The sequence below is a fragment of the Flavobacterium endoglycinae genome (assembly GCF_017352115.1).
GTDB classification, from domain to species: Bacteria; Bacteroidota; Bacteroidia; order Flavobacteriales; family Flavobacteriaceae; genus Flavobacterium; species Flavobacterium endoglycinae.
This window is the reverse complement of sequence record NZ_CP071448.1, coordinates 3,103,218-3,129,635: the sequence shown is the minus strand read 5'-3', so window position 1 is coordinate 3,129,635 and position 26,418 is coordinate 3,103,218. Positions and strand designations below refer to the sequence as shown.

Annotated in this window: 23 protein-coding genes, 6 tRNA genes and 3 rRNA genes; 9 read left to right on the top strand and 23 right to left on the bottom strand. The window is 36.0% G+C overall.

All coding sequences use genetic code 11. The annotated features are described in order from the left end of the window. The first annotated feature begins 84 nt into the window (after positions 1 to 84). The 4 genes from J0383_RS13690 (at position 85) to J0383_RS13675 (ending at position 2,532) form a co-directional block, all read left to right on the top strand. Complete coding sequence (locus tag J0383_RS13690) at positions 85 to 1,311, top strand: bifunctional folylpolyglutamate synthase/dihydrofolate synthase (protein WP_207294595.1); 1,227 nt, start codon at positions 85 to 87, stop codon at positions 1,309 to 1,311. Between the two features lie 178 nt (positions 1,312 to 1,489). Further along, a tRNA-Val gene (locus tag J0383_RS13685) sits at positions 1,490 to 1,564 on the top strand. A gap of 155 nt (positions 1,565 to 1,719) precedes the next feature. Then, positions 1,720 to 1,794, top strand: a tRNA-Val gene (locus tag J0383_RS13680). A gap of 330 nt (positions 1,795 to 2,124) precedes the next feature. Then, positions 2,125 to 2,532 carry a helix-turn-helix domain-containing protein gene (locus J0383_RS13675; RefSeq protein WP_207294594.1) on the top strand — a complete coding sequence of 136 codons (408 nt, stop codon included), beginning with the start codon at positions 2,125 to 2,127 and terminating at the stop codon, positions 2,530 to 2,532. 78 nt (positions 2,533 to 2,610) lie between these two features. On the opposite strand, the gene J0383_RS13670 is transcribed toward J0383_RS13675, so the two are convergent. From J0383_RS13670 to J0383_RS13605, 14 genes are all read right to left on the bottom strand, one after another. Beyond that, positions 2,611 to 3,114: an endonuclease V gene (locus tag J0383_RS13670; RefSeq protein ID WP_207294593.1), complete on the bottom strand. Its 504-nt coding sequence runs from the start codon at positions 3,112 to 3,114 to the stop codon at positions 2,611 to 2,613. A gap of 16 nt (positions 3,115 to 3,130) precedes the next feature. Then, positions 3,131 to 3,697, bottom strand: coding sequence for a DUF4256 domain-containing protein (locus J0383_RS13665; RefSeq protein ID WP_207294592.1), 567 nt, complete (start codon positions 3,695 to 3,697; stop codon positions 3,131 to 3,133). A 12-nt stretch (positions 3,698 to 3,709) separates the two neighbouring features. After that, on the bottom strand, positions 3,710 to 4,156 hold the full coding sequence (locus tag J0383_RS13660; RefSeq protein WP_207294591.1) for an SRPBCC domain-containing protein: 447 nt from the start codon (positions 4,154 to 4,156) through the stop codon (positions 3,710 to 3,712). 10 nt (positions 4,157 to 4,166) lie between these two features. Next, positions 4,167 to 4,760 (bottom strand): YdeI/OmpD-associated family protein, encoded by a 594-nt coding sequence (locus J0383_RS13655; RefSeq protein WP_207294590.1) that lies wholly within the window; start codon positions 4,758 to 4,760, stop codon positions 4,167 to 4,169. Between the two features lie 501 nt (positions 4,761 to 5,261). Then, positions 5,262 to 5,347 (bottom strand) — tRNA-Leu (locus J0383_RS13650). Positions 5,348 to 5,353: 6 nt separating this feature from the next. Then, positions 5,354 to 5,426 (bottom strand) — tRNA-Phe (locus J0383_RS13645). Between the two features lie 62 nt (positions 5,427 to 5,488). Then, positions 5,489 to 5,597: ribosomal RNA gene (gene rrf / locus J0383_RS13640) — 5S ribosomal RNA — on the bottom strand. 178 nt (positions 5,598 to 5,775) lie between these two features. Next, positions 5,776 to 8,660, bottom strand: a 23S ribosomal RNA gene (locus tag J0383_RS13635). Positions 8,661 to 8,796: 136 nt separating this feature from the next. Next, positions 8,797 to 8,870: transfer RNA gene (locus tag J0383_RS13630), tRNA-Ala, on the bottom strand. A 144-nt stretch (positions 8,871 to 9,014) separates the two neighbouring features. Next, positions 9,015 to 9,088: transfer RNA gene (locus tag J0383_RS13625), tRNA-Ile, on the bottom strand. Positions 9,089 to 9,214: 126 nt separating this feature from the next. Further along, positions 9,215 to 10,728: ribosomal RNA gene (locus tag J0383_RS13620) — 16S ribosomal RNA — on the bottom strand. The 16S, 23S and 5S rRNA genes sit together here with 4 tRNA genes alongside, the layout of an rRNA operon. 580 nt (positions 10,729 to 11,308) lie before the next feature. Further along, positions 11,309 to 11,533, bottom strand: coding sequence for a hypothetical protein (locus tag J0383_RS13615; RefSeq protein ID WP_207294589.1), 225 nt, complete (start codon positions 11,531 to 11,533; stop codon positions 11,309 to 11,311). A gap of 124 nt (positions 11,534 to 11,657) precedes the next feature. Continuing rightward, positions 11,658 to 12,893: an ABC transporter permease gene (locus J0383_RS13610; protein WP_207294588.1), complete on the bottom strand. Its 1,236-nt coding sequence runs from the start codon at positions 12,891 to 12,893 to the stop codon at positions 11,658 to 11,660. 68 nt (positions 12,894 to 12,961) lie between these two features. Continuing rightward, positions 12,962 to 13,456 (bottom strand): YkgJ family cysteine cluster protein, encoded by a 495-nt coding sequence (locus tag J0383_RS13605; protein WP_207294587.1) that lies wholly within the window; start codon positions 13,454 to 13,456, stop codon positions 12,962 to 12,964. A 73-nt stretch (positions 13,457 to 13,529) separates the two neighbouring features. On the opposite strand from J0383_RS13605, the gene J0383_RS13600 reads away from it, so the two are divergent. Both J0383_RS13600 and J0383_RS13595 read left to right on the top strand, forming a co-directional pair. Further along, the gene (locus J0383_RS13600; RefSeq protein ID WP_207294586.1) at positions 13,530 to 14,237 is read left to right on the top strand and encodes a class I SAM-dependent methyltransferase; all 708 of its coding nucleotides are present in this window, start codon (positions 13,530 to 13,532) and stop codon (positions 14,235 to 14,237) included. A gap of 17 nt (positions 14,238 to 14,254) precedes the next feature. After that, positions 14,255 to 14,797: a YfiT family bacillithiol transferase gene (locus tag J0383_RS13595; RefSeq protein ID WP_207294585.1), complete on the top strand. Its 543-nt coding sequence runs from the start codon at positions 14,255 to 14,257 to the stop codon at positions 14,795 to 14,797. 73 nt (positions 14,798 to 14,870) lie between these two features. Here the strand turns inward: J0383_RS13595 and J0383_RS13590 are convergent, their stop codons facing one another. From J0383_RS13590 to J0383_RS13560, 8 genes are all read right to left on the bottom strand, one after another. Continuing rightward, on the bottom strand, positions 14,871 to 15,503 hold the full coding sequence (locus J0383_RS13590) for a 7-carboxy-7-deazaguanine synthase QueE (protein ID WP_207294584.1): 633 nt from the start codon (positions 15,501 to 15,503) through the stop codon (positions 14,871 to 14,873). A 102-nt stretch (positions 15,504 to 15,605) separates the two neighbouring features. Beyond that, positions 15,606 to 17,276, bottom strand: coding sequence for a tetratricopeptide repeat protein (locus tag J0383_RS13585; protein ID WP_207294583.1), 1,671 nt, complete (start codon positions 17,274 to 17,276; stop codon positions 15,606 to 15,608). A 16-nt stretch (positions 17,277 to 17,292) separates the two neighbouring features. Beyond that, the gene (locus J0383_RS13580) at positions 17,293 to 18,216 is read right to left on the bottom strand and encodes a PstS family phosphate ABC transporter substrate-binding protein (protein ID WP_207294582.1); all 924 of its coding nucleotides are present in this window, start codon (positions 18,214 to 18,216) and stop codon (positions 17,293 to 17,295) included. A 2-nt stretch (positions 18,217 to 18,218) separates the two neighbouring features. Continuing rightward, positions 18,219 to 18,449, bottom strand: coding sequence for a hypothetical protein (locus J0383_RS23695; RefSeq protein WP_053472547.1), 231 nt, complete (start codon positions 18,447 to 18,449; stop codon positions 18,219 to 18,221). After that, the gene (locus J0383_RS13575; RefSeq protein ID WP_207294581.1) at positions 18,449 to 19,252 is read right to left on the bottom strand and encodes an energy transducer TonB; all 804 of its coding nucleotides are present in this window, start codon (positions 19,250 to 19,252) and stop codon (positions 18,449 to 18,451) included. Before J0383_RS13575 ends, J0383_RS23695 begins: the two co-directional genes overlap by 1 nt. 38 nt (positions 19,253 to 19,290) lie before the next feature. Continuing rightward, positions 19,291 to 19,848 carry an ExbD/TolR family protein gene (locus J0383_RS13570; protein ID WP_207294580.1) on the bottom strand — a complete coding sequence of 186 codons (558 nt, stop codon included), beginning with the start codon at positions 19,846 to 19,848 and terminating at the stop codon, positions 19,291 to 19,293. Positions 19,849 to 19,867: 19 nt separating this feature from the next. Next, a complete protein-coding gene (locus J0383_RS13565) occupies positions 19,868 to 20,494 on the bottom strand; it encodes an ExbD/TolR family protein (RefSeq protein WP_207294579.1) in 627 nt (208 codons plus the stop codon). 56 nt (positions 20,495 to 20,550) lie between these two features. Then, positions 20,551 to 21,375: a MotA/TolQ/ExbB proton channel family protein gene (locus J0383_RS13560; protein WP_207294578.1), complete on the bottom strand. Its 825-nt coding sequence runs from the start codon at positions 21,373 to 21,375 to the stop codon at positions 20,551 to 20,553. A 380-nt stretch (positions 21,376 to 21,755) separates the two neighbouring features. On the opposite strand from J0383_RS13560, the gene J0383_RS13555 reads away from it, so the two are divergent. Further along, positions 21,756 to 23,273, top strand: a complete 1,518-nt coding sequence (locus tag J0383_RS13555) for a helicase HerA-like domain-containing protein (protein ID WP_207294577.1) — start codon at positions 21,756 to 21,758, stop codon at positions 23,271 to 23,273. 89 nt (positions 23,274 to 23,362) lie between these two features. Here the strand turns inward: J0383_RS13555 and J0383_RS13550 are convergent, their stop codons facing one another. Then, positions 23,363 to 24,706 (bottom strand): FAD-dependent oxidoreductase, encoded by a 1,344-nt coding sequence (locus J0383_RS13550; protein WP_207294576.1) that lies wholly within the window; start codon positions 24,704 to 24,706, stop codon positions 23,363 to 23,365. Positions 24,707 to 24,927: 221 nt separating this feature from the next. Between J0383_RS13550 and J0383_RS13545 the strand changes: the two genes are divergently transcribed. Together J0383_RS13545 and J0383_RS13540 are read left to right on the top strand one after the other, a co-directional pair. Then, the gene (locus J0383_RS13545) at positions 24,928 to 25,521 is read left to right on the top strand and encodes a GNAT family N-acetyltransferase (protein ID WP_207294575.1); all 594 of its coding nucleotides are present in this window, start codon (positions 24,928 to 24,930) and stop codon (positions 25,519 to 25,521) included. 60 nt (positions 25,522 to 25,581) lie between these two features. Further along, a complete protein-coding gene (locus tag J0383_RS13540) occupies positions 25,582 to 26,382 on the top strand; it encodes a helix-turn-helix domain-containing protein (protein WP_207294574.1) in 801 nt (266 codons plus the stop codon). Positions 26,383 to 26,418 lie beyond the last annotated feature (36 nt).

Here is a 26,418-nt window from a genome sequence, read left to right as displayed (position 1 = left end):
TTGCAATAAAGATAATTTTCGCTGTAATATTAAACTACAAAAATCGAAATTTATTTCAATCAGCAACCATTTTATCCAAAATAAATGAACTATCAAGAGACTACCAATTGGATGTTTAATCAGCTCCCAATGTACCAGTTGCAGGGTGCTTCTGCCTATAAAGAAGATTTAACCAATATCAGAATATTGGCGGATCATCTTAACAATCCGCAAAATGAACTCAAATGCATTCACGTTGCCGGAACAAACGGAAAAGGATCTACTTCGCATATGTTGTCTTCGGTTCTTCAGGAAGCGGGTTATAAAGTGGGATTGTATACTTCTCCGCATTTAAAAGATTTTAGAGAAAGAATTAAAATCAACGGTAAAGAAATCTCGGAAGAGTTTGTAATTGAATTCATCGCGAAACACAAATCGTTTTTTGAATCGAATGATATGAGTTTCTTCGAAATGTCGGTTGGATTGGCATTTGATTATTTTGCTGCCGAAAAAGTAGACATCGCTATTATAGAAGTTGGTCTTGGCGGAAGATTAGACGCGACAAATATTATAACACCTTTAGTGTCGGTAATTACGAATATTGGTTTAGATCATACTCAGTTTTTAGGAAATACTCTGGAAGCAATTGCAGGTGAAAAAGCAGGAATCATCAAACCAAATGTTCCTGTTGTTATTGGCGAATATACTGACGAAACAAAACCTGTGTTTTTGGCTAAAGCCGAAGAAAACAATGCTCCTATTTCTTTTGCATCGGACCTAATTGATCAAATTTATTTATCGGATTTAATTGGAGATTATCAGTTTCACAATAAAAAAACGGTGCAGCAGACGATTTCAATTCTGAATAATCAAACCAATTTTAAAGTTTCGGTCGAACAATTAAAAGAAGGTTTATTGAATGTTGTAAAAAATACTGGTTTGCAAGGCAGATGGCAGCAATTGGGAGAAAACCCAAAAATTATTTGCGACACGGCTCACAATAAACATGGATTAACAGTCGTGATGAATCAGTTGAAGAATGAAAATTTTGAGAAACTTCATATTGTCTTAGGCGTTGTGAATGATAAAGATTTAGATTCTATCCTGCCTTTATTCCTTAAAGAAGCACAATATTATTTCTGCAGTCCGAATTCTTCGAGAGGTTTACCTGCCGAAACTTTAAAAAACGCAGCTGAAAAATTCAACTTATTAGGTGAAAAATACGATTCGGTTGAAAGCGCTTTCGCGGAAGCGAAAAAAAATGCGTCAGAAAATGATTTTATTTATGTTGGCGGAAGCACTTTTGTAGTTGCCGAACTGCCTTTGGATTAATTAAAACCCTACATGAAGAAAGAAATTTCAAAAAACCGTTTTAATAACAAATTCATAAACAAATAGATAAAAGTTATTTTAAAAAAAGTTTTACCTTTTCTTAATTTTTCTTTGCAGAACTCAAAAACTAGCGTATATTTGCACTCGCAATCACAAACGATAGCAGCCTAGTAAAATAGGGCGATTAGCTCAGCTGGTTCAGAGCACCTCGTTTACACCGAGGGGGTCGGGGGTTCGAACCCCTCATCGCCCACAAAAAACTCCTTAAGAAATTAAGGAGTTTTCTTTTAAATAAGAGGACTAAACAGAATATTCAAAAACTCACAAAAGTTTAAATTTCTTTGCAGAACTCGAAAACAAACGTATATTTGCACACGCTATCACAAACGATAGAAGCCTAATAAAATAGGGCGATTAGCTCAGCTGGTTCAGAGCACCTCGTTTACACCGAGGGGGTCGGGGGTTCGAACCCCTCATCGCCCACAAAAAACTCCTTAAGAAATTAAGGAGTTTTTTTATGCCCATTTTTCGATATTTTCACATCAATCAAATAACTGCAAAGTATTGTCATTTCGAGGAATGAGAAATCACACTCGGGATCGATAAAGAATGACGACATACTTACGGAATTTCTCGTGTGATTTCTCATTCCTCGAAATGACAAACTTTATCGAGCACAAAATCTACAATCTCAAAATACTTATCAGAAAAATTGTATTTTTGTTTACCGCTCCCAAAGAACACTGTAACTTACATTTTAAATTATGTTTTTTACGATTCCGGTTTATTATACTTAATTATTATCTTTGAATTATGAGCACACAAACAAGACCAAATCATATAGGGCGAAAAATAAGCCGTATTCGTGAACTTCGTGATATGAAGCAGGAAGCATTGGCATATGCTTTAGGTACTAGTCAGCAAACAATTTCTGCTATTGAAAATAGTGAAACTATAGATGACTCAAAATTGGCTGAAATTGCAAAAGCACTTGGCGTAACGGTTGAAGCTATTAAGAATTTTTCAGAGGAAGCTGTTTTAAATATTATTGGCAATACTTATAATGTAGATAATTCTTCTGCTGTAAATTATGGATGTACTTTCAATCCTTTAGACAAACTAATTCAAGCTCACGAAGAACAAATAAAACTTTACGAACGTTTGGTTCAGGCCGAAAAAGAAAAAGTTGAATATCTTGAAAAAATAGTAAAAGGCAAATAACCTTTCCTAAATACAGAAAACTCCATTAGAAATAATGGAGTTTTCTGTATTTATTATTATTGATCAGAATACAACCAATTAATTTTCTTTCGTCAATCGATCCAATTCTTTAAGTAAAGTTGGCATTCGAAATTCTCCGTGCATGCTTTCAATATTTTTAAATGCTTCTTCTAAATCAATTCCTATAGAAGTTATGTATAACGGTTTTATGCTATCTCCTCTATACAAAGCTTTTTTATTTTTTTCGATACTTGCAAAATTGGTTTTGGCAACTCCAATAATCGGAATTTGTCTGTTTAATTTTTCATATAAATGTCCGCCCAAACCATATTTTTTGTCATCATCTAAATACACAAATCCGTCTACAATTATAACTTCTATATTCTCCAGATTTATTTGATTTAACACACTCATTATACATGGCAGTTCTCTTTTGTAAAATTCTCCTGGAATATATTCTTCTACATTTTCGATTATTTCGGTATGAACCTTAAAATTTTCTTTTTGATTGTATTCAGAAAATTCAAGGCAGACTGTTTTTGCTTTGTTATCAAAATAATAGGTATCGAAAGCTAATATCATATATTTTTCTAATAAATTAAACCCTCACTGAACCACGAAAACCTCTCGCCGCATAATACGATTCTGCACCATTGTGATAAATAAAAATAGTATCGTAACGGAAATCTGCAAAAATAGCACCTCCTAGTTTACGAATAGTATCGGGTGTCGCTATCCAGCTTGACGTTTTTGTATCGAATTTGCCAAGTTTTTGCAATTCTCGATATTCTTCCTCATTTAAAATTTTCAACCCCATTTCTGAGGCTAAATTTAAGACGCTGTCTTTTGGTTTATTTTCTTTGCGTTTTTCCAATGCTTCGTGATCATAACAAAGACTTCTTCTTCCTTTCGGACTTTCTGCAGAACAATCGAAAAAAATATATTCATTTGTTTTTTCATCATACGCTACAACATCAGGCTCTCCTTCTGTGCGCTCCATTTCATCAAGAGTCCAAAGTTTTTTAGGATTATTTTTAAGCTTAGACAACACTTGATCCCATTTGATATTTTTATGACGATTCATATTATTTTCGAAACGTTTCTCCAAAACACTCAGCAATGATTCTTGTTGATCTGGTGATAGCTTTTTATTTTGAACACTCATAATCGTATGTCTTTATTTTGAAATTAATTCTGATAAATATTTTTCGAGCTTTTCTAAATTCTCTTTCTGTCCTTGATCTGCTTTGTGAGCTTTGACCACAATATCAAACATTTCTTCGGTATCAAATAAAAGCGACCAGTCTAATACAGTTTCCGAATTTTGAGATTGAAATAAAACAGTAGTAATAAAATGCGGATTGAAATGCTCAAACACAATTTTTTCAAACGGAATAATTTCTTTAAAAATACTTTTATTAGGATAGTTTTTTCCATCAGATCCGTGCATGGTTAAATTCCACTCACCATCTTCTAAAAAATCCATTTTATGAATGGTATTAGTAAAACCATTTGGCCCCCACCAATTTGCAATATGCTCTGGATTTGTCCAAACTTCCCAAACCAAATCAATAGGAAACTTTAGCAAAGTTGTACTTTGTAATTTTCTATTATCTTCATTCATAACTATTCTTTTAATCGTTCAAACCTTTTCCTTTTAAAATATTTGGAATATTCTTTTCAACTCTACTCTCTCTAGTTTTGGATTGTTTAGGTTGAGAGAAATGCAGAAGATAAGCTCTCTGCCGACCAGGAGTTAGTCCATCAAATGCTTTTTTGAGATCTGGCATTTCATTTAGTTTATTTTGAAATTCCTCTGAAACCGCAAATTCAGTAGTCTTTTTTAATTCAACTTTCAAACCAGCTTTCTCGACTTCTATAGCTTGATAAATATAAGTTTTCAAAATCGTTTTTAAATCAACGATTTCTTCTAAACTAGTAAATCGTATCTGCCGTGCAGCTTGAACATTTTCTGATTGCTGAATTAAGATTCCATCTGTATCTTTCAACAAAGCGCCTTTAAAAAATAAAAAAGCGCAATATTCTTTAAAAGCATGTATTAAAAGAATATTACGATCACCTAAAGTATAACAAGGGGTTCCCCATTTCAATTCTTCAGTAAGCTGGCAATCTAAAGCAATTACCCTTAATTGCTCTAATTCTTTCTGCCATTTTCCAGCTTTATCAAAATAAAAATCAACTTTTGGATTTTGTGTACTCTCACTCATAATCTATGCTGTTTTATGAATTACAAAATAATTTTTTTTGAATGCTAGCTAAGTTAAAAAATACAAGCTGAATTTTCTTAAAATTTTATTTTATTTCAAGTAAAACTATTTAGACTATTGCGATTTTAATCTCTAATTCTTAACGATACTACGTTTTTATATTTTTACTCTTATTATAAAACAAGGCTTTCTAAATAGACTTATTTTTGTAAGGGAAATAAGCAGACATGTAATTATTCTAAAAATGTGTATTTGGAAACTATTACACTATCAAGCAGCATAATTATTGAAGAAGTAATACAGATACAATATATTACAATTATAAGTGGTAAGATTGGGAATTTATTCTAGAATTGTATCAAACTGGGATTCTCAGGATTTAAAATATCAAATAAATATATTTTACTGTAGATAGATTATAAAGATAATCTGTAAAATATTATTTTTTTTAATAAGCTCCAAAAAAAAACTCCAATTAGCTTTAGCCAATTGAAGTTTTAGTACTCAGAGCGGGACTTGAACCCGCACGAACATTGCTGTTCACTGGATTTTAAGTCCAGCGTGTCTACCAATTTCACCATCCGAGCATTAAGTGGTACCTCCAGGGATCGAACCAGGGACACATGGATTTTCAGTCCATTGCTCTACCATCTGAGCTAAGGTACCTTATGCTTATATAAGCAAAAAAGAATAAAAAACCCCGTTTTACAAAAACAGGGTTTTAAAAAGAAAGGCGGCGACATACTCTCCCACAATATGCAGTACCATCTGCGCAGGCGGGCTTAACTTCTCTGTTCGGGATGGGAAGAGGTGAGCCCCGCCGCAATAACCACCTTAAGGCTGTTAGTCTAAAGCCGGAAGTCATAAAGTTTAAAAGTCTTTCGGCTTTTTACTTTAATCTTTCGATTTAAAGACTGCCCGCGACGGGCTGATATTTTAACATACTGGGATAAAGAAACAAATAAGACTTATTTTAGAAAGTTCTCTCCTCCCGGCTGCCCGGGAGGAAAAGGGTGTGCATAAGCTTACGGATTATTAGTACTACTCGACTATGACATTACTGCCTTTACATCTATAGCCTATCAACGTGGTCATCTTCCACGATCCTTAAAAGAAATCTCATCTTGTGGTGGGTTTCGCGCTTATATGCTTTCAGCGCTTATCCCTTCCAAACGTAGCTACTCTGCGGTGCCCCTGGCGGGACAACAGATACACCAGCGGTTTGTCCAATTCGGTCCTCTCGTACTAGAATCAGATCCACTCAAATTTCTAACGCCCGCAGTAGATAGAGACCGAACTGTCTCACGACGTTCTGAACCCAGCTCGCGTGCCACTTTAATGGGCGAACAGCCCAACCCTTGGGACCTTCTCCAGCCCCAGGATGTGACGAGCCGACATCGAGGTGCCAAACCCCCCCGTCGATATGAGCTCTTGGGGGAGATCAGCCTGTTATCCCCGGCGTACCTTTTATCCTTTGAGCGATGGCCCTTCCATGCGGAACCACCGGATCACTATGCTCTACTTTCGTACCTGATCGACCTGTATGTCTCTCAGTCAAGCTCCCTTATGCCATTGCACTCTTCGCACGGTTACCAAGCGTACTGAGGGAACCTTTAGAAGCCTCCGTTACTCTTTTGGAGGCGACCACCCCAGTCAAACTACCCACCAAGCACTGTCCCCCGCACCGCGGGGTTAGGCCTCAGATAAACAAAGGGTTGTATTTCAACAATGACTCCAGAACGCCTGGCGACGCCCCTTCAAAGTCTCCAACCTATCCTACACATCATTTATCCAAGGTCAATACTAAGCTATAGTAAAGGTGCACAGGGTCTTTTCGTCCCACTGCGGGTAAACGGCATCTTCACCGTTACTACAATTTCACCGAGCTCATGGCTGAGACAGTGTCCAGATCGTTACACCATTCGTGCAGGTCGGAACTTACCCGACAAGGAATTTCGCTACCTTAGGACCGTTATAGTTACGGCCGCCGTTTACTGGGGCTTCAATTCAATGCTTCTCCGAAGATAACATCTCCTCTTAACCTTCCAGCACCGGGCAGGTGTCAGGCCCTATACGTCATCTTGCGATTTTGCAGAGCCCTGTGTTTTTGATAAACAGTCGCCTGGACCTTTTCACTGCGGCCCCGATTGCTCGGGGCGACCTTTCTCCCGAAGTTACAGGTCTATTTTGCCTAATTCCTTAGCCATGAATCTCTCGAGCACCTTAGGATTCTCTCCTCAACTACCTGTGTCGGTTTACGGTACTGGTACTGATTACCTGAAGTTTAGAGGTTTTTCTTGGAAGCCCTTAGGCGCACTATCTCTTTGTCCGGAGACTCCGAGTACTATCGTATTTCGCCAGTTCCTGCGCATTTGACTGCAGGACCTATAGCTAGGTACTTCAACGAACTATTCCGTCAGTCCGCGGCGCTTTCATCACTCCGTCACCCCATCACAGTAATCAGTAGTACGGGAATATTAACCCGTCGGCCATCGACTGTCCCTTTCGGGTTCGCCTTAGGACCAGACTAACCCACAGCTGATTAGCATAGCTGTGGAAACCTTAGTTTTTCGGTGTGCGGGTTTCTCGCCCGCATTATCGTTACTTATGCCTACATTTTCTTTTCTGACCGGTCCAGCACCCCTTACGAGATACCTTCTGCCCTGTCAGAATGCTCCCCTACCACTTGCAGTTGCCTGCAAATCCATAGCTTCGGTAATATGCTTATGCCCGATTATTATCCATGCTCGTCCGCTCGACTAGTGAGCTGTTACGCACTCTTTAAATGAATGGCTGCTTCCAAGCCAACATCCTAGCTGTCTGGGCAGACAAACCTCGTTCTTTCAACTTAGCATATATTTGGGGACCTTAGCTGATGGTCTGGGTTCTTTCCCTCTCGGACTTGGACCTTAGCACCCAAGCCCTCACTGTTAGTGAACATTATACAGCATTCGGAGTTTGTCAGGAATTGGTAGGCGGTGAAGCCCCCGCATCCAATCAGTAGCTCTACCTCTGTATAACTTTATAACTAACGCTGCACCTAAATGCATTTCGGGGAGTACGAGCTATTTCCGAGTTTGATTGGCCTTTCACCCCTACCCACAGGTCATCCGAAGACTTTTCAACGTCAACCGGTTCGGTCCTCCACTGTGTGTTACCACAGCTTCAACCTGCCCATGGGTAGATCACACGGTTTCGCGTCTAACACTACTGACTAAAGCGCCCTATTCAGACTCGCTTTCGCTGCGGATCCATGGCTTAACCACTTATCCTCGCCAGCAGCGTTAACTCGTAGGCTCATTATGCAAAAGGCACGCCGTCACCCCACTAAAGGGCTCCGACCGCTTGTAAGCGTATGGTTTCAGGATCTATTTCACTCCGTTATTCACGGTTCTTTTCACCTTTCCCTCACGGTACTGGTTCACTATCGGTCTCTCAGGAGTATTTAGCCTTAGCGGATGGTCCCGCCGAATTCAGACAGGGTTTCACGTGCCCCGCCCTACTCAGGATACCATTATCTATTACACTCGTTGCCCGTACGGGGCCGTCACCCTCTACGGCGCCGCTTTCCAGCAGCTTCCGGTTCCTTGTGCATAAAATCTCATGGTCCTACAACCCCAGAAAGGCCGTAACAATTCTGGTTTGGGCTGTTCCGCGTTCGCTCGCCACTACTTACGGAATCACTTTTGTTTTCTTCTCCTCCGCCTACTTAGATGTTTCAGTTCAGCGGGTTTGCCCACCTATCGGTGTGCTATATCTTCAATATAGCGGGTTGCCCCATTCGGATACCTGCGGATCAATCTGTGTGTGCCAGTCCCCGCAGCTTTTCGCAGCTTATCACGTCCTTCATCGCCTCTGAGAGCCTAGGCATCCCCCATACGCCCTTATTTTGCTTATTGCACCAAATCATAATTTAATATGATCCGTTTTTTTTTGTTTTTTACAATAAAACTGTAAAAAACGCTTTCTACTTTCTTATTATTTTCTTATCCCAATATGTCAATGAACTTTAATCTATCATTTCATGATAGTTTCGTGGAGAATAACGGAGTCGAACCGTTGGCCTCCTGCGTGCAAGGCAGGCGCTCTAGCCAGCTGAGCTAATCCCCCATTTCTTTAGTGATGAGTTATTAGTTATGAGTTATGAATTATTTCTCATAAGGCCTCAACCTCTAAAATTTCCTTTTCCTTAAGCATTCAACAGTCTTTTTAATTCTTAATCCCCGGTTTTTTTAACCGGAAATTCTTAAAAAGTAGTCCCGGGCAGACTCGAACTGCCGACCCCTACATTATCAGTGTAGTACTCTAACCAGCTGAGCTACGAGACTCTGTTTTACTTAATTCTTTTATCATTTTTTTAAATTAACAGCAAGAGTAATACAATCTTAAGATCCAGAACCTTAAGCGGGCATCTTATTTCCTGGGCGTGTCTCTGACTAACACCCAGGCTCTAGAAAGGAGGTGTTCCAGCCGCACCTTCCGGTACGGCTACCTTGTTACGACTTAGCCCTAGTTACCAGTTTTACCCTAGGCAGCTCCTTGCGGTCACCGACTTCAGGCACCCCCAGCTTCCATGGCTTGACGGGCGGTGTGTACAAGGCCCGGGAACGTATTCACCGGATCATGGCTGATATCCGATTACTAGCGATTCCAGCTTCACGGAGTCGAGTTGCAGACTCCGATCCGAACTGTGACCGGCTTTATAGATTCGCTCCTGGTCGCCCAGTGGCTGCTCTCTGTACCGGCCATTGTAGCACGTGTGTAGCCCAAGGCGTAAGGGCCGTGATGATTTGACGTCATCCCCACCTTCCTCACAGTTTGCACTGGCAGTCTTGTTAGAGTTCCCGACCTGACTCGCTGGCAACTAACAACAGGGGTTGCGCTCGTTATAGGACTTAACCTGACACCTCACGGCACGAGCTGACGACAACCATGCAGCACCTTGTAGACTGTCTTGCGAAAGATCTGTTTCCAAACCGGTCAGTCTGCATTTAAGCCTTGGTAAGGTTCCTCGCGTATCATCGAATTAAACCACATGCTCCACCGCTTGTGCGGGCCCCCGTCAATTCCTTTGAGTTTCAAACTTGCGTTCGTACTCCCCAGGTGGGATACTTATCACTTTCGCTTAGCCACTGAAGTCGCCCCCAGCAGCTAGTATCCATCGTTTACGGCGTGGACTACCAGGGTATCTAATCCTGTTCGCTCCCCACGCTTTCGTCCATCAGCGTCAATCCACCGGTAGTAACCTGCCTTCGCAATTGGTATTCCATGTAATATCTAAGCATTTCACCGCTACACTACATATTCTAGTTACTTCCCGGTAATTCAAGTCCTGCAGTATCAATGGCCGTTCCACCGTTGAGCGATGGGCTTTCACCACTGACTTACAAGACCGCCTACAGACCCTTTAAACCCAATGATTCCGGATAACGCTTGGATCCTCCGTATTACCGCGGCTGCTGGCACGGAGTTAGCCGATCCTTATTCTTACGGTACCGTCAGGCTGATTCACGAATCAGTGTTTCTTCCCGTACAAAAGCAGTTTACAATCCATAGGACCGTCATCCTGCACGCGGCATGGCTGGTTCAGGCTTGCGCCCATTGACCAATATTCCTCACTGCTGCCTCCCGTAGGAGTCTGGTCCGTGTCTCAGTACCAGTGTGGGGGATCTCCCTCTCAGGACCCCTACCCATCGTCGCCTTGGTAAGCCGTTACCTTACCAACAAGCTAATGGGACGCATGCTCATCTTCCACCGTTGTGACTTTAATTACCGGATGATGCCATCCTGTAATACTATGAGGTATTAATCCAAATTTCTCTGGGCTATCCCTCTGTGGAAGGCAGATTGCATACGCGTTACGCACCCGTGCGCCGGTCTCAAGGCCCGAAAGCCCCTACCCCTCGACTTGCATGTGTTAAGCCTGCCGCTAGCGTTCATCCTGAGCCAGGATCAAACTCTTCATCGTATATTTTTTATATTATAATTCGATGCTTACTATCGGTTCTTTTCGAATCTTACCGATTCTATTACCCTTATTTTATCTGTTCTGATTTTCATCAGAACGGCTGTCAATTCAATATGTCTACGAACGTTTTTCTTTTCTTTTCCGCTTGTCTCTCAAAGCGGGTGCAAAACTAAAACTTCTTTTTAAAACCTGCAAGAAAAATTTAAAAAAATTTTGAAACTTTTTTTTCGTCCCTTATTCCTAAATTCTCTGCCGGTATTTCAATGAACTTTCCGTGTTTTGCGGGGTGCAAATGTAAAAAGCTTTTTCAATTCCCGCAAGCTTTTTCGAATCTTTTTTTAAGAAAATCTCTTTTCCTTCCAATTCAAATGCCTGCCGGTATTTCTAAGAGCGTTTCGCTGATGCGGGTGCAAAAGTAGAACCTTTATTTACATTTACAAGACTTTTTTTTACATTTTTTCCATCTTTTTTCGATGTTTTTCTTAACCCGCTGGCAGAAGTGCTTTTACATTTTGATTATTTTTAATTTCCTGTGGGGTTTTTCTGAATTCAGACGTGTTTTTCTTATTTTACCCATCGTTTAGATTGTCATTTCTGAGGATTTTTTATTCTTTACAGCCGTTTTCCGCTCTTTTAGTATGGTTTTGAAAACATCTGTTTCCGGAAACTTTCTTCTAAAAACTGGATCTCCAGCCCCGGCAGCAGCGGAAATCCTTTTTATGGCGGGGTCTGCCCCAAAAAGACTGCTGCGCACAGCGGGAATAAAATCCTTATCTTTATCGAAATTAAAATTCTTAAATTCCAAAACTGTATCGCTTCGCTGCGCTCAGCCGGACAAGCTGTACTCATATATTATATTATGTATAAAAAAACAAACCCGGCAGGTTTTAAAAACCTGCCGGGATTATAGTATGTAAAGCATTTTGAGATTAATCGAAGCGAATAGCTTTTACTGGAGATATCTTTGTTATTATATAAGAAGGAATTAATAAGACCAGAAAACAAACCGTAACGGTTAATAGGTTTAGCAAAATTATATATCCCCAATTTAAATATACTGGAGCTTGATTTACATAATAGTTTTCGGGATTAAGATGAATGATTCCGAATTGCTGTTGAATTAATAGCAATGAGATCCCGATGAGATTCCCCCAAAACAATCCACGCATAATTAAATAGAATGCATTATAAAGAAAAACTTTTCGAACTTTCCAGTTATTCGCTCCTAAGGCTTTTAGAATCCCAATCATTTGAGTACGCTCTAAAATTAAAACCAATAATGCAACCACCATATTAATAGTCGCTACCAAGATCATTATTCCTAGAATGACGATAATATTAAAATCAAAAAGCTGTAACCAGTCGAATATATAACTGTATTTTTCTGTTATGGTTTTTGTATCAAGATTAGATAAGATTTGTTCGTAGATTTGATTTCCTGTTTCTTTAATTTCAGAAAAGTCTTTTACAAAAACTTCAAAAGCTCCAATTTGATCAGAATTCCATTTATTGATACGCTGGATATGCCTAATATCTCCTATTATATAAGTAGCATCAAAATCTTGAAATCCTGAACTGAAAATTCCTGCTATTTTAAATCTACGACTATTCGGCAATTTCCCTTGTTCTTCTTTAATAAAAAAAGTATTAAAACTGTCTCCTAACTTTAAATTAAGTCTATCGGCAAGAAATCTTGAGATTATTACATCTTCATTTAGGTTTTTAGAAAAATCTGGTAATTTCCCTTCTACTAAATATTCTTTTATATTATTCCAATTGTAATCAGTACCTACTCCTTTGAATACAATTCCTTCAAAAGCATTTTCGGTTCTTATAATTCCCGCTTTAGTTGCGATTGCCTGAATATGGCTTACTTCTGGAACAGATTTAAAATTTGGATAAAAGTCTTGTTTCTTTGAAATAGGAATCAAAGTAATTTCCGAATTGTTATTATCGTAATTAGAAATAATAATCTGCCCATTAAAGGCCGATACTTTTTCTCGTATTTTTTGCTGCAGACCAATTCCTGTTGCCACCGAAACAATCATCATAATCATACCAATTGCGATAGCAGAGATTGCAATTTTTATAATAGGAGCCGAAATACTGCTTTTGTAATCTTTTGCAGTTATCAGTCTTTTTGCTATAAAATATTCTATATTCAATTTTTATAAGTTCTTAGTATGATTTATATAGTATTCAAAAATACATTTAAAAACTAAATTCTTTGTTTTTAAAGAGGCAACTTCTTTTTCATTTCTTCCACAATATTATAGGCTGCTGGACAAATTGCAACATTTTTTAAAGTCAAATCTGAAATCTGATAAAACTTTTTGCGATCTGTATGAGGAAATTCTCTGCATGCTTTTGGCCGCACATCGTATATCATACAATAATTTTCATTATCTAAAAAAGTACAGGGCACGCTTTTCAGAACATAATCTTTATCTTCGTCAATACGCAAATATTGATCGATGAATTGCTGTGGTTTCTGCCTGAACGATTTTGAGATTCTTTCAATATCTGCTAATGTAAATAATGGTCCTGTCGTTTTACAGCAATTAGCACATTGGAGGCAATCCGTTTTTTTAAATTCAGCATCATGTAAGTCCTGCATTACATAATCTAAATTTTTAGGCGGTTTCTTTTTAAGCTTATCGAAATACTTTTTATTTTCGATATGCTTATCTTTGGCTAACTTATGTAAGTTATTTAAAATTTGTTTCAAGTTTACTCTTTAAAGTTGATCTGCAAAATTAAACAACTTTAAACTTGAAACCTTAAACTTTGAACTAAATAAAATGAAAGATCTTTTTGGGAAAGCAATTTACGATTTCCAAACTCATAATTCACCTGAAGATATTATAACCGAAACTTCGATTTCTGAAGAAGACGAAATGAGTGTCGCTTATTTATTCCGTTCTTATGATGAAATGCCAAAAATTGAACAAAAAGCTTTACAGTTAGCTTCAGGAAAAACACTTGATGTTGGATGTGGAGCCGGAAGCCACAGCTTATCACTTCAGAATGATCGAAATTTAGATGTAACTTCTATTGACATTTCAGAAAAAGCAATAGAAACTTGTATAATAAGAGGTTTAAAAAAAGCAAAAAAAACTAATATTCTAGATTTTGAAGGAGAAAAGTTTGATACGATTCTTTTACTCATGAACGGTACAGGAATATTTGGGAAATTAAAAAACTGTAACAGTTATTTATCGAAATTAAAATCACTATTAAATCCAGGAGGACAGATATTAATTGACAGCTCAGACATCATTTATATGTTTGATGAAGATGAAGACGGCGGTAAATGGATTCCATCTGATAATGAATATTATGGCGAGTTAATTTTCAACATCTCATATAAAGGGGAAAAAGAAGAACCTTTCGACTGGTTATATCTTGATTACAATACGTTACAAAATGCAGCAATTGCTAACGGATTAAAATGTGAATTAATCCTTGAAGGCGAACATTATGATTATTTAGCTAAACTTTCATTATAATAAATAATTTTTGAACGATGACTGAATCAGATTTAGAAAAATTAAAGTATCCTATTGGAAAATTTCATACACCTGAAGAATATACGTCTGAATTTATTTTAGACAAAATTGAGCAAATCGCTTCTTTTCCAGAACGATTAAAAAAAGAAATTGTTGATTTTAGTGATGAAAAACTGGATACACCTTATCGCCCAGAAGGCTGGACTGTACGACAAGTTATTCATCACTGCGCCGAAAGTCATATGAATTGCTACATAAGGTTAAAATGGGCATTAACAGAAAACAATCCTATTATAAAACCGTACGATGAAAAACGATGGTCTGAATTGCCTGATAGTTTAAATATGCCAATAGCTCCCACTTTAAGTTTATTGGAAGGATTACATTTTAGATTAGCATATATAATGAAAAATTTATCTGAAGCTGATTTAGAAAAATCTTTTGTACACCCTGAAAGTAATTCAGAAATCAGATTAAAACAAATTATCGGATTATATGCCTGGCATGGAAATCATCATTTAGCACATATCACTTCTTTAAAAAAACGCAAAAACTGGTAAGAACAAGATGTTTCTTTTTTATACAATGTATATTTATTACATAAAAAAAACTCTCCAAATTGGAGAGTTTTTTTTATGGTATATTTAAATATTTATGGGTCTGCAAGGAAACTCTCCATTTTGGATTGTTCATAACATACTCTACTATTAATGGAGTCATTTCCTCTTTTTTACTCCATTCCGGCTGTAAAAACAAGATGGCATTGTCATTAACTAATTCTGCCTGCTCTTCTGCAAAAATAAAATCATGTTTATTATAAATAATCACTTTTAATTCGTGTGCATTGTCATACACATCTTTTGTTGGGAGTTTATTTTTTTTAGGCGAAAGGCAAATCCAATCCCAATTTCCACTTAATCTATAAGCCCCAGAAGTTTCGATATGTACTTTTAAATTCTTGTTTTTTAACTCTTGAGTCAGCAATGTCATGTCCCACGTTAGAGGTTCACCACCTGTAACCACAACAGTATTTGCATAACTTGCGGCATTATTTACAATTACATCAATATTAGTTGGCGGGTGTACATCTGCATTCCAGCTTTCTTTTACATCACACCAATGACATCCTACATCACATCCTCCAATTCTAATGAAGTAAGCAGCTGTACCAGTATGAAAACCTTCACCTTGTATGGTGTAAAACTCTTCCATTAAAGGAAGCATCGCTCCTTTGTTTACTTCTAATTGTATTTCTTTTGATAACATTATTCTAATTTAATGTGCAAAGATAGTCAATTAAATACGGAACAAAAAAACCTGATAGTTCCCTTGAACTATCAGGTTTAATAATTTTAATTTAAAACTATATTATTTTAAAGCTTTTACTGATTGAGAAGCGTAAGCATTTGTTGGATCCAAAGCTAAAGCTTTATTGAAATATTCAACTGCTTTAACTTTATCAGTATTTGCATAACTTGCTCCAATACTGTTGTATGCTTCAACTATTTTCTTAACTGTAGCTGGTTTAGATGATTCTTCAGCTCCTTTAGCAGTAATGTTAGCAACATACGTTTCGTAGTTTTTAACGATTTGATCTTCTTTCTCTAATAAATTACCTATTCTTCCCTTGTAAAGATAAGCTTCATCATAAGAAGGAGAAGCTACTAAAACTCTGTCGAAAGCAGCATCTGCTTTAGCTAAATCAGCAGCAACTTCTGGTGAAGTAGCTTTTTTATCTAAGTTTGCATAATAAAGAGCGATACCATAATACACATTATCAGTCAAATAATTTTTTGATTCTGAATTAGACGAGCTTAATTCATAAATAGCAGCTGCCTGTGCCCATTGCTTTTTACCAAATAATTCTTTACCGTAATCACCAAGTTCTTCAACAACTAAGGGCTCTAATTCAACTGCTTTTTTAATATTAGCTATACCTGAATCAAAAGAAGCTTGATCTACAAGACCTTCTGCATTTGTTCCTTTTTTAATTTTAGCAAGTCCTAAATACATATAATCACTTCCTATTACTTTGTTAGAAGGATTTTTGATGTAATCTTCAAGAGATTTAATAGCTACATCTACGTTTCCATTTTCATAAGCAGCATATCCTAAATATCTAAAAATTCTAGGATTTACTTTATCTTCAGCAATCATTTTGTTAGCAACAGTTTCTAAACTCTTATAATCTTTAACTAAGATTAAGAAATCTGCATGACGCATTTTTGAATCTAAAGAGTAATCTGTTAAGCTTAAGTATTTCTCATAGTTTGTAATTGCATTTTGCAAGTTAACTTTCGCAGTAGAAGGTTTGTTTCTTCCCCATTTGTAATATGTCTCTGCCAACTCTCTGTAAACAGGACCATAGTTTGCATTTAAAGCAATAACTTCATTGAAAGATTTAATAGCTTCATCGTAAGATTTAGCTCCTTTTAATAAAACACCTAATTGCATTTTAGCTCTTAAAAGAGTTGGATCAGCAGTAAATGCATCACGGTAAGCTTTGTAAGCTTCATTTTGATTATTAGCTCCATAATATGCATCACCAATAGCTAAAAGAGCATTAGCATTTTGAGGCTCAATTGCTAAAGCTTTCTTTAAACTTGCTATGGCACTATTGTAATCAGGATTGTCTGAATTTGTATACGCTTTACCAATGTAGATATATTCATCTACATCTTTACGCTTCATATCTTTTGTAGCTAAAGCAAAATTAGCTTGTGCTGCAGCTGTGTTTTTGTTATCAAGGTCAATTTGACCTAATCCAATATAGTTTAGGTTCTTCTTATCAGATGCTTCAACTCCATTTAAAAAGTAAATTTTCGCAGAATCAACAACACTTTGATTTAAGTAAACGGTACCTAAAACAAAATTAGCTTCTCCATCAGATGGTTTTGCTTTAATGATTGATTTAAGTAATGTTTTCGCCTTTTGAAATTGTTCAGCATCAATTGCCTTTTTTGCTTCTTTAATATCCTGCGCGTTTGCAACAGAACCTGCAGCAACCAAAGCAAGACTAAAAATTTTAAATTTATTCATCTCTATAGTAATTAATTTATTCGTTATCTTTTAAAATTCCATTTCTAATTTGTAGTTTTCTACCTGGAGTTCTTACTGGAAGTAATCCTGATTTTAAAACTATTCTCTGTCCAATATCTCCAGCAATGAATGAAGAAAGTCCCATTCCTAAACCAGAATATCCCTGACAGTTAATAATAAACAAATCACGTGCCAAAGGGTATTTCACCTCTGCCAAGTCATTTTGAGTAGGATTATAATACTTTGTATCATTTAGACCTTTAACACTCAAAACATTTATCTTTTTTATAATATCTATCATATTTGGTGATGGCTGTGATAACCAATTTACGCCAACCACACCAATCATTCCATCATTTTCTGAAACGAATTTAATCACTTCATCATTTGTTTTAAAAGAAAAGACTCCCGTTTTTGGAACATCTTTTACTTTTGCAAGCTCTTTCATGTATCGAACTGTACTTGAATTAGGATTATCAAACACAAGTCCTTTAATTCCTGTATCTGGTTTTCCCTGTATGAAGTCAAGTACTGTTTTCAACGCAATTAATGTGTCGTTATTGCTTTTGTTAGTAACAAATGCAATTGCATCTGTTGCAAAAGGAGTAACTCGAGGTTTTATTTTACTTTTTTCAAATCTGCTCAATTCTTCCTGAGTCAAATTTCTTGCTGTTACAACAACTTTTGCTTTCTGGTTTAATAAGTCATTTATCAGTTCAGCTTCAGATTTTGGTTTAACTGCAATTTTAGCCCCATAATAGGTTCCTTCAAAAACAGCAACCTGATCGTCTACAATAGGCTTTACTGTTTCGTCAACAGTAATATCTAAGTTTCCTTTTAAAATTGTTTCTTTCTCAGATTCATTTTTGCTTTTTTGGTTACACATCGCAAACAAAAAGACAAAAACAACTAAACCTAAAAATCTGCTATTCTTCAGCATAATTACTCTGTATTTGAATTTATTAATCTTAAAAAACGTATTGCCGAATACACAATAAGCAATCCACCAAATGCATATCTGTATTTAGGTTCCATATTTAAAGGAAGCTTTTCCCAAAACATAATCATTAAACCTAGTACAAGATATATTAAAAAAAACAGTATTCCTAAAACAAGAAGAAATCGCTCTTTGAGCGATTTCTTCTGAATATTATTAAGCATATCTTTTAACATTATTCTGCAGATTGAATAGTAATAGGTAAAGAGTAAAGTACTCTCACTTTTTTACCATTTTGCTCGCCAGGAGTCCATTTTGGACATTTTTTAAGAACACGAATTGCTTCTGCTCCTGTACCATATCCGATATCCCTTAAAACTTTAATGTCGGTTAATGAACCGTCTTTTTCAACCACAAAAGTAACGTAAACTTTACCTTTTAGACCTTCTTCTTCAGGAGTCTTATAGTTATTTCCTACGAATTTGTAGAATTTATCCATTCCTCCAGGGAAGTCAGGTTTTACTTCGATACCAGCTGTGTTATATACACTGTTATCTTCTTCTACAACCTGAGAAACTGGTCCTTTACCAACTGGCTCATCCACAGTTAATACTGCATCTGGATCTCCTTTAATGGTTTCGTTACCAACTTTTTTGTCTTTAAGTTCCTCAATTTTTGGAGGATCTTCAGTAACCTCGTTTGCCTTTGCAACCACCGGTTTTACGAATTTCACCTGATCAATTTTTGGCGGCGGTGGTGGTGGTGGTGGTTGGTTTGGTTTTATCTCCTCTTTTGGTTTAGGAGGTAATTTTACTGTAGCAATCTTAATATCCGTATTTGCATCTTCTTCACCAGAATCTGGTAAAAAGCTTGCAATAAGAGGAGCCGCAACAGCAAAACTGAAAATCACAGAACCTATGATAAGTGCTTTTACCGTAGTTTTTCCGTTTGATTTTCTCAGCTCATATGCGCCATATATCTTATTACGCCCTTCGAATACGATATCAAGCCACTGATTTTTTATAATATCTAATTTCATAATTCTTGATTATTAGGATGTTAAAAACAAGACTAGTCTTATTTTTGATCTGCCAATTTTGCTTCCTCTGGAGTAAACTCCGGAACAATTGCATAAGTATCTACTCCCGCAATCGCCATTTCATCCAACATATCAACTAAATTACGATAAGTTGATTTTTTTGTTGGTTTAATGATCACAATAATTCCATTTTTAGGTTTCCCTATTGAAGCAGAATATTCTAAAACTGATTTTTTTCTTTTTAGAACTTCTCTACGAATACCATCTTTACCATATGTGATATCTTTAGGCCCAGCAATAGGAGACTCTAATAATCCCATATAATAAGTAAGTTTATTGTTCTCTCCCAATATTACCGTCATAGTACGATTCTCATCAACTTTAATATCCTTGTTTTTAGTAGGATCTTCGTCTTTATCTGGCAATGACAAATCCATTGATTGAGGTTTTGACAACGATGTGGTCAACATGAAGAACGTGATCAATAAGAATGCCAAATCTACCATGGCAGTTAAATCTACCTTCGAGTTTTGCTTTTTACTTCTTACCTTGCCACCTTTTCCGCCACCACCGTCGCCGGTATTTAATTCAGCCATTTTAGTGTATCTTTTTTAATTAAAAGTCTTTTCCTCTCATTCCAGTAACTAGGTTAAAGGAATTGATTTTCTGATCTTGTAAGATATCCATAATCTTTTTGATTTGTGGATATTGTTCTTTCGCGTCTCCTTTAATTGCAATCTGCAATTCTTTATCATCAAGGTCAATTGCAGCTCTTCTTGAAACTAAAAGCCAGTCTTTTAATTGATTATCTAAAGAATCGATTGGAATTCCAGTTTGATCCGCTTTAACTCTATCAGCTGATTTTAAATCGATGATTTGTTTTAAACCAGAAACTGGTACACCAAAATCATCCATTAAAGCGAATTTCGTTTTATCATCTTCTGAAAAATTAACACCGTATTTAGCTCCCATTCCTTCTAGGGTTTTTTTACGGATTTCTCTTCCTTTAATGTCAAAAAACACTTTGCTTTTCCCGTCTTTTCCTTTACCTATTGTAATAATTGCCAAATCAGAATCTGGTAATTTACTTTGTACAGTAGAAGAAGGCATATCTACAGGAAGTGCTTCAGGAACTTTAGCAGTTGCGGTCAAGATAAAGAACGTAAGCAAAAGGAATGCAACGTCACACATCGCAGTCATATCTGTCGACGTTGACTTCTTTTTCATTTTTATTTTAGCCATTATCTTTTATTTTTATTTTGATATAATTAATCGTAATTATTAATATCAAAAATTAATTATTGTTTTAAACTTCCTCTGAATTTTCTGTAAGTATTTACGATTGTAGTACCAGCCTCATCGATAGAGTAAGTTAAATCGTCAATTTTAGCAGTAAAGAAGTTGTAAGAAACGATAGCTAAGATAGAAGTAGAGATACCTGTTGCAGTGTTGATAAGTGCTTCAGAGATACCTGTTGCAAGAGCAGCTTGGTCAGGAGTACCAGCAGAAGCTAACGCACCAAACGCTTTAATCATACCAGATACAGTTCCTAATAATCCTCCTAATGTACCTAAAGATACTAAAGTAGAGATGATAGTCATGTTTTTCTCTAACATTGGCATTTCTAGTGAAGTTGCCTCTTCGATTTCTTTGTGGATTACTTCAGAAGCTTCCTCACTGTTGAATCCTTCTTTTTTAACGTCTTGGTATTTAATTAAAGCAGATTTAATTGCGTTAGCAACTGAACCTTGTTGTTTGTCGCATGAAGCGATAGCAGCCTCGATGTTTCCTTCTTTAATACTACCTTGAACGCTTTTCATGAATTTATCTAAGTTAGTTTTACCAGCAGCTTTACCAATAACGATAAATCTTTCAATAGAAAAAACAACAACCATTAAAAACATACCTAATAATACAGGTACAATAAATCCTCCTTTATAAACTTGTCCTAATGTATTGATTGGATGTCCAGTTTCAGGGTTACCACCTTCGAAGTTAGCAGAGTCTCCCATGATTACTTTCCAAATAAACACCCCCACTAAAATACACGCAGCAATAATGATTCCTGTAATCATTCCTCCCCCATTTGAAGTGCTTTCTTTTTTAACTTTAACGTTTGCCATTTTTTTAAATTTTAATAGTTTTAAATAATTTTTATTTTTTAGTTATATTTAACTTGTAGGGTAGCAAATTTATACGTTTAGTTTAAATAAAAAAACTTTTTTTAATTTTATTGAAGGAAATTTAACGTCAATTTAAAAAATATCTCATTAATTTGCCGGCGTGATTTTTTTGATAAAACAAAAAAAAAGGCGAATAATAAAAAATTTACAACGTTTTAGTAATTATTCAATTAATCCATTGAAATCTTCTTAAAAAGCTGCGAAATTATTTTTTATGTACTTTTCAATCAAAAAAAGCATTTTCTTACTAAAAAAAACACATACAAATTGTTAAAACATCAAGTAAAATCCCGATAATCATCTAAATTACAAATAAAAACATGAATAAAAAAGAAAATTTCATTCAGGACATTACTACTGGTTATTCTGCTAAAGGCGCAACAATAGTACTGGGAGGGGCTATTTTAGATGGTGAAGCAGTTGCAGAAGCTCACGTGCAGATTCCTCTGAAAACATTAAACCGCCACGGACTTATTGCAGGTGCAACTGGAACGGGAAAAACCAAAACAATTCAGGTTTTTTCTGAACAGTTATCAAACTCGGGAATTCCGGTATTAATGATGGATATTAAAGGAGATTTCAGCGGTATTGCTAAGGAAGGAAAGGAAGAAGGTTTTATTACAGAGCGACACGCTAAAATTAATGTACCTTATCATGTAGCAGCTTTCCCTGTTGAATTAATGTCACTATCCAAACAAAACGGAGTTCGTTTACGTGCAACGGTTTCTGAGTTTGGCCCTGTTTTATTTTCTCGAATTCTGGATTTAAACGATACACAGGCCGGAGTGGTTGCGGTTATATTTAAATACTGCGACGACAAGCAAATGCCTTTATTGGATTTAAAAGATATTAAAAAGGTAATCAATTATATTACTGAAGAAGGTAAAGATGAAATCACGGCTAGTTATGGTAAAATATCAACTGCTACAACTGGAACGATTTTAAGAAAGATTATCGAATTGGAGCAGCAAGGCGGTGATTTATTTTTTGGTGAATTATCTTTTGAAACGGATGATTTAATGCGAATTGACGAAAACGGAAAAGGCTATGTAAATATTATTCGGCTAACTGATATTCAGGACAAACCTAAATTGTTCTCGACGTTCATGTTAAGCCTTTTGGCTGAAATTTATCAAAAAATGCCTGAGAAAGGAGATGCTGACCAACCTGAACTGGTAATTTTTATTGATGAAGCACACCTTATATTTAATGAAGCCAGTAAAGCGCTTTTAGAACAAATTGAAACTATTGTAAAATTGATCCGTTCTAAAGGTGTCGGAATCTATTTTGTAACTCAAAATCCTATGGATGTTCCAAGCGGAGTTTTGGCGCAATTAGGTTTAAAAATTCAGCATGCTTTAAGAGCTTTTACAGCAAATGACCGTCAGGCAATTAAAAAAACGGCAGACAATTACCCGACTTCTCAATATTATAAAACAGATGAATTATTGACCAATTTAGGAATTGGAGAAGCATTGGTAACAGCTCTAAATGAAAAAGGTATTCCAACGCCTTTAGTAGCAACCATGATGCGTGCTCCAATGAGCCGAATGGATATTTTATCTGCTGAAGAAATTGAAGAAATAAACAACAAATCGAAACTCGTTAAGAAATACGCTGAAGAAATTGACCGCGAAAGTGCATTTGAAATTCTAAACAAAAAAATTGCAGATGCCGCAGAAGTAGCAGCTCAGAAGGAAGAACAGGCGCCAGCAAAATCTTCAAAATCAGAACCAAGCACTACAGAAGTAGTTACAAAATCGGTTCTGAAAGTAGTAACAAGTGCTACCTTTATAAGAGGCGTTTTTGGGGTTTTATCAAAATTTCTAAAGAAGTAAAAAAATACAATTACAATGTCAAAAATCAATATCAAATTACAATATTAAAAAATTGTAAATTGATATTGACATTGTTATTGATATCGAAATTATGCTTTTTCTAGCAATGCTAGAATTTTATTTTCAACTTCGGGAGTATTCCAAATGTTTTCGATATTTTGCATTCGAAGTACTTCTTCCATAATTCCGTTTTGATAATCACCAATTGCCAAAGCTTCGGCATACGGACGATCACTGAAGGTTACACGACTGTAAAGCGGGATCCATTTATCAGGATGTTTATCTGAAAATACCTTTTCTATTTTCTTTTGCAACAGGAATTTTTCATCGGCAGTTTTGGTACTCATTTCTACGAAATTACGGTACGAAAGCTCTGCAATAGCGTCTGCATTTGGTTTTCGAGAAATCTGATATTCGCTAAAGATTTTTTTCCAATCGTCTTGGTACTTTTCAATCATTTCGCTCAAAACTGTGATATCTTCAAAACCAGCATTCATACCTTGTCCATAAAATGGAACAATGGCGTGACAAGCATCTCCAATTAGGGCAATTTTATTTTCAAAAGTCCACGGGAAACATTTCATGGTAACCAGCGTACTTGTTGGATTTTTAAAGAAATCATTTGCCAATTCTGGAATTACTTCAATTGAGTCTGGGAAATTTTTCTCAAAGAAATTCTCCACCATTTTTCGATCTGTTAGCGATTCAAAAGAATTTTCTCCTTCAAAAGGCATAAATAAAGTACATGTAAAACTGCCATCTAAATTAGGAAGCGCAATTAACATGTATTCTCCGCGAGGCCAAATATGAAAAGAATTTTTATCGAGTTTATGCGTTCCGTCTGGATTTGCCGGAATGTTTAATTCTTTATATCCCATGTTTAGAAATTCCTGCGAATAATTAAACATGCTCTGACGCTGCATTCTGTGACGAATTCTCGAAAAAGCGCCATCGGCACCAAAAACCATATCGAATTTTCGTTCCTCCCACTCGCCTCTTTCGCTTTCACCAATATGCAAAGTAGCATCGTTTAAAGTAACGTCCCAAACTTTTTGTTCAAAGTGAAATTCGGCTCCAGCATTTTCAGCCAGATCGATCATTTTTCTATTTAAAGTTCCTCTGGAAATCGAGTAAATAGATTCGCCTTCTTGTCCGTAATTCTGAAAATTGAGTTTATCAACTAAATGAATCGCACGTTTGTCCATAGGAATTGCGATTTCACGAACGGCATCGCCTACTCCAACAGCATCAAGCGCTTTCCAACCGCGATTTGACATGGCCAGATTAATAGATCTGCCGGAAAAATTTATTTTGCGTATATCAGGGCTTCGATCATAAACATGAACGGTGTGACCTGCTTTTTTGAGATAAATTGCCAGCAGCGATCCTACAAGTCCAGAACCTACGACAGCAATTTTTAGTGAAGTTTGCATGAAGGGAAATCTAAATATAAGATCGTAAAAATAAGTAATAATTATAGATAAGTCTTAAAATAAATCAATTATTTAATGCTACAGAACAAAATAGATTCAATTTGATGTTTTATTTTTTTAGATAAATTTTTATAACAAATTGTTGTTTTATCGAATTTATTTACAGAAATCAAACAATTACTTTTGCTTTCAAAATTATTAGAATATTTAAATCAGAATGTATGAATAACGAAATATTGCGATCAAAAATTATTTTAGAAAATGAAAAAGTGCTTTTAGTTCCATTTGAAAACGAAAGAAACATCGAACTCAAAGAAATTATTTTTGATGATGAAATATGGAAGTTTATGGGAATGTATATTCGAAACGATCAGGATTTCGAAAATTATATTCAAAGCACTTTAAAACAGAAAACTGATGGCATTTGTTATCCGTTTTTAATTATAGACAAAGTAACCAATAAAGTGGCCGGAAGCACTCGTTATGGCTATTTAAATCATGCAAGCCAGAAATGTGAAATTGGCTGGACTTGGTACGGAAAAGCTTTTCAAGGAACCGGTTTAAACAAAGCCTGCAAATTTGAATTATTGAATTTTGGTTTCGAACAGATTCAATTTAGAAGAATACAATTCAGTGCCGACTTTGAAAATATAAGATCCCAAAAAGCGATTAAAAAGTTAGGAGCTATAAAAGAAGGTTTTTTCAGAAATAACTATGTGGATTCTGAGGGAAAAAGTAAAACGGACGTTTATTTTAGCATTATATCAGAAGAATGGGAAAATACAAAACAAGATTATTTCGGCGAATTTGTTTAAAAAACAGTATTTTAGTCTACGATTGAGAACACTTAAAATCATTCGTAGACTTATTCCCAAATGCAGTTATACTCAGAACATTATGTCAGTACAAAATCAGAAAGGTTTGTCAATAAGATCTGGTGTCTGGATAACAGCATCGGCGAAAGCCTGATCGAAAACAAATTAGTGCTCCCAAACGGCTGTTTTAATCTTGCTATTGTCAGTGGCACTGCAATCGAAGTTCATACGAGTAAAAATAAATATGAGATGAACGAAGGAATTTATTTTTGCTCACAGATGACGAATAAAGTTCTCGTTAATATACAGCCCAAAACAAAGGTGACAATAATTCAGTTTCACGCTTGGACACTTTCGATGTTTCCTAAATATGATGCAAGCAATTTTACAGATTCAATTATCAAAATAAATCCTATTGAACTGCCTTTTTCAATTGAATCAACTGTAAATATTCCTATTGAAAAGTTATTGAATACCATAAATCTTTATTTTGAAACATTGGCTGATTCAAACCCGAATTTGAATACCATTGAAAAAATCTGCGAAATTATCCGGTTTGGAAAAGATGAAATTTCGGTTTCGGAAATTGGAAAGCAATTGAATGCTTCACAGCGTTTACTTCAAATAAAATTTAAAGCTTCGACTGGACTTACCATTAAAAAATACATTCAGATATTAAAATTCAGAAAATCGGTCGATCAAATGGTAAATGCGGATCTGGAAAAACTAAGCCTGACTGAAATTGCTCTTTACAACAAATACTTCGATCAGTCGCATTTTATAAAGAAGTTTAAAGATGTGACCAAAACAACTCCTAAAATGTTCGATCCTGATTTGTATTTCCTTTCTAAAAAAAGATAAAATTTCGCTTTTGTACTATTTTGATTATTTTGATTG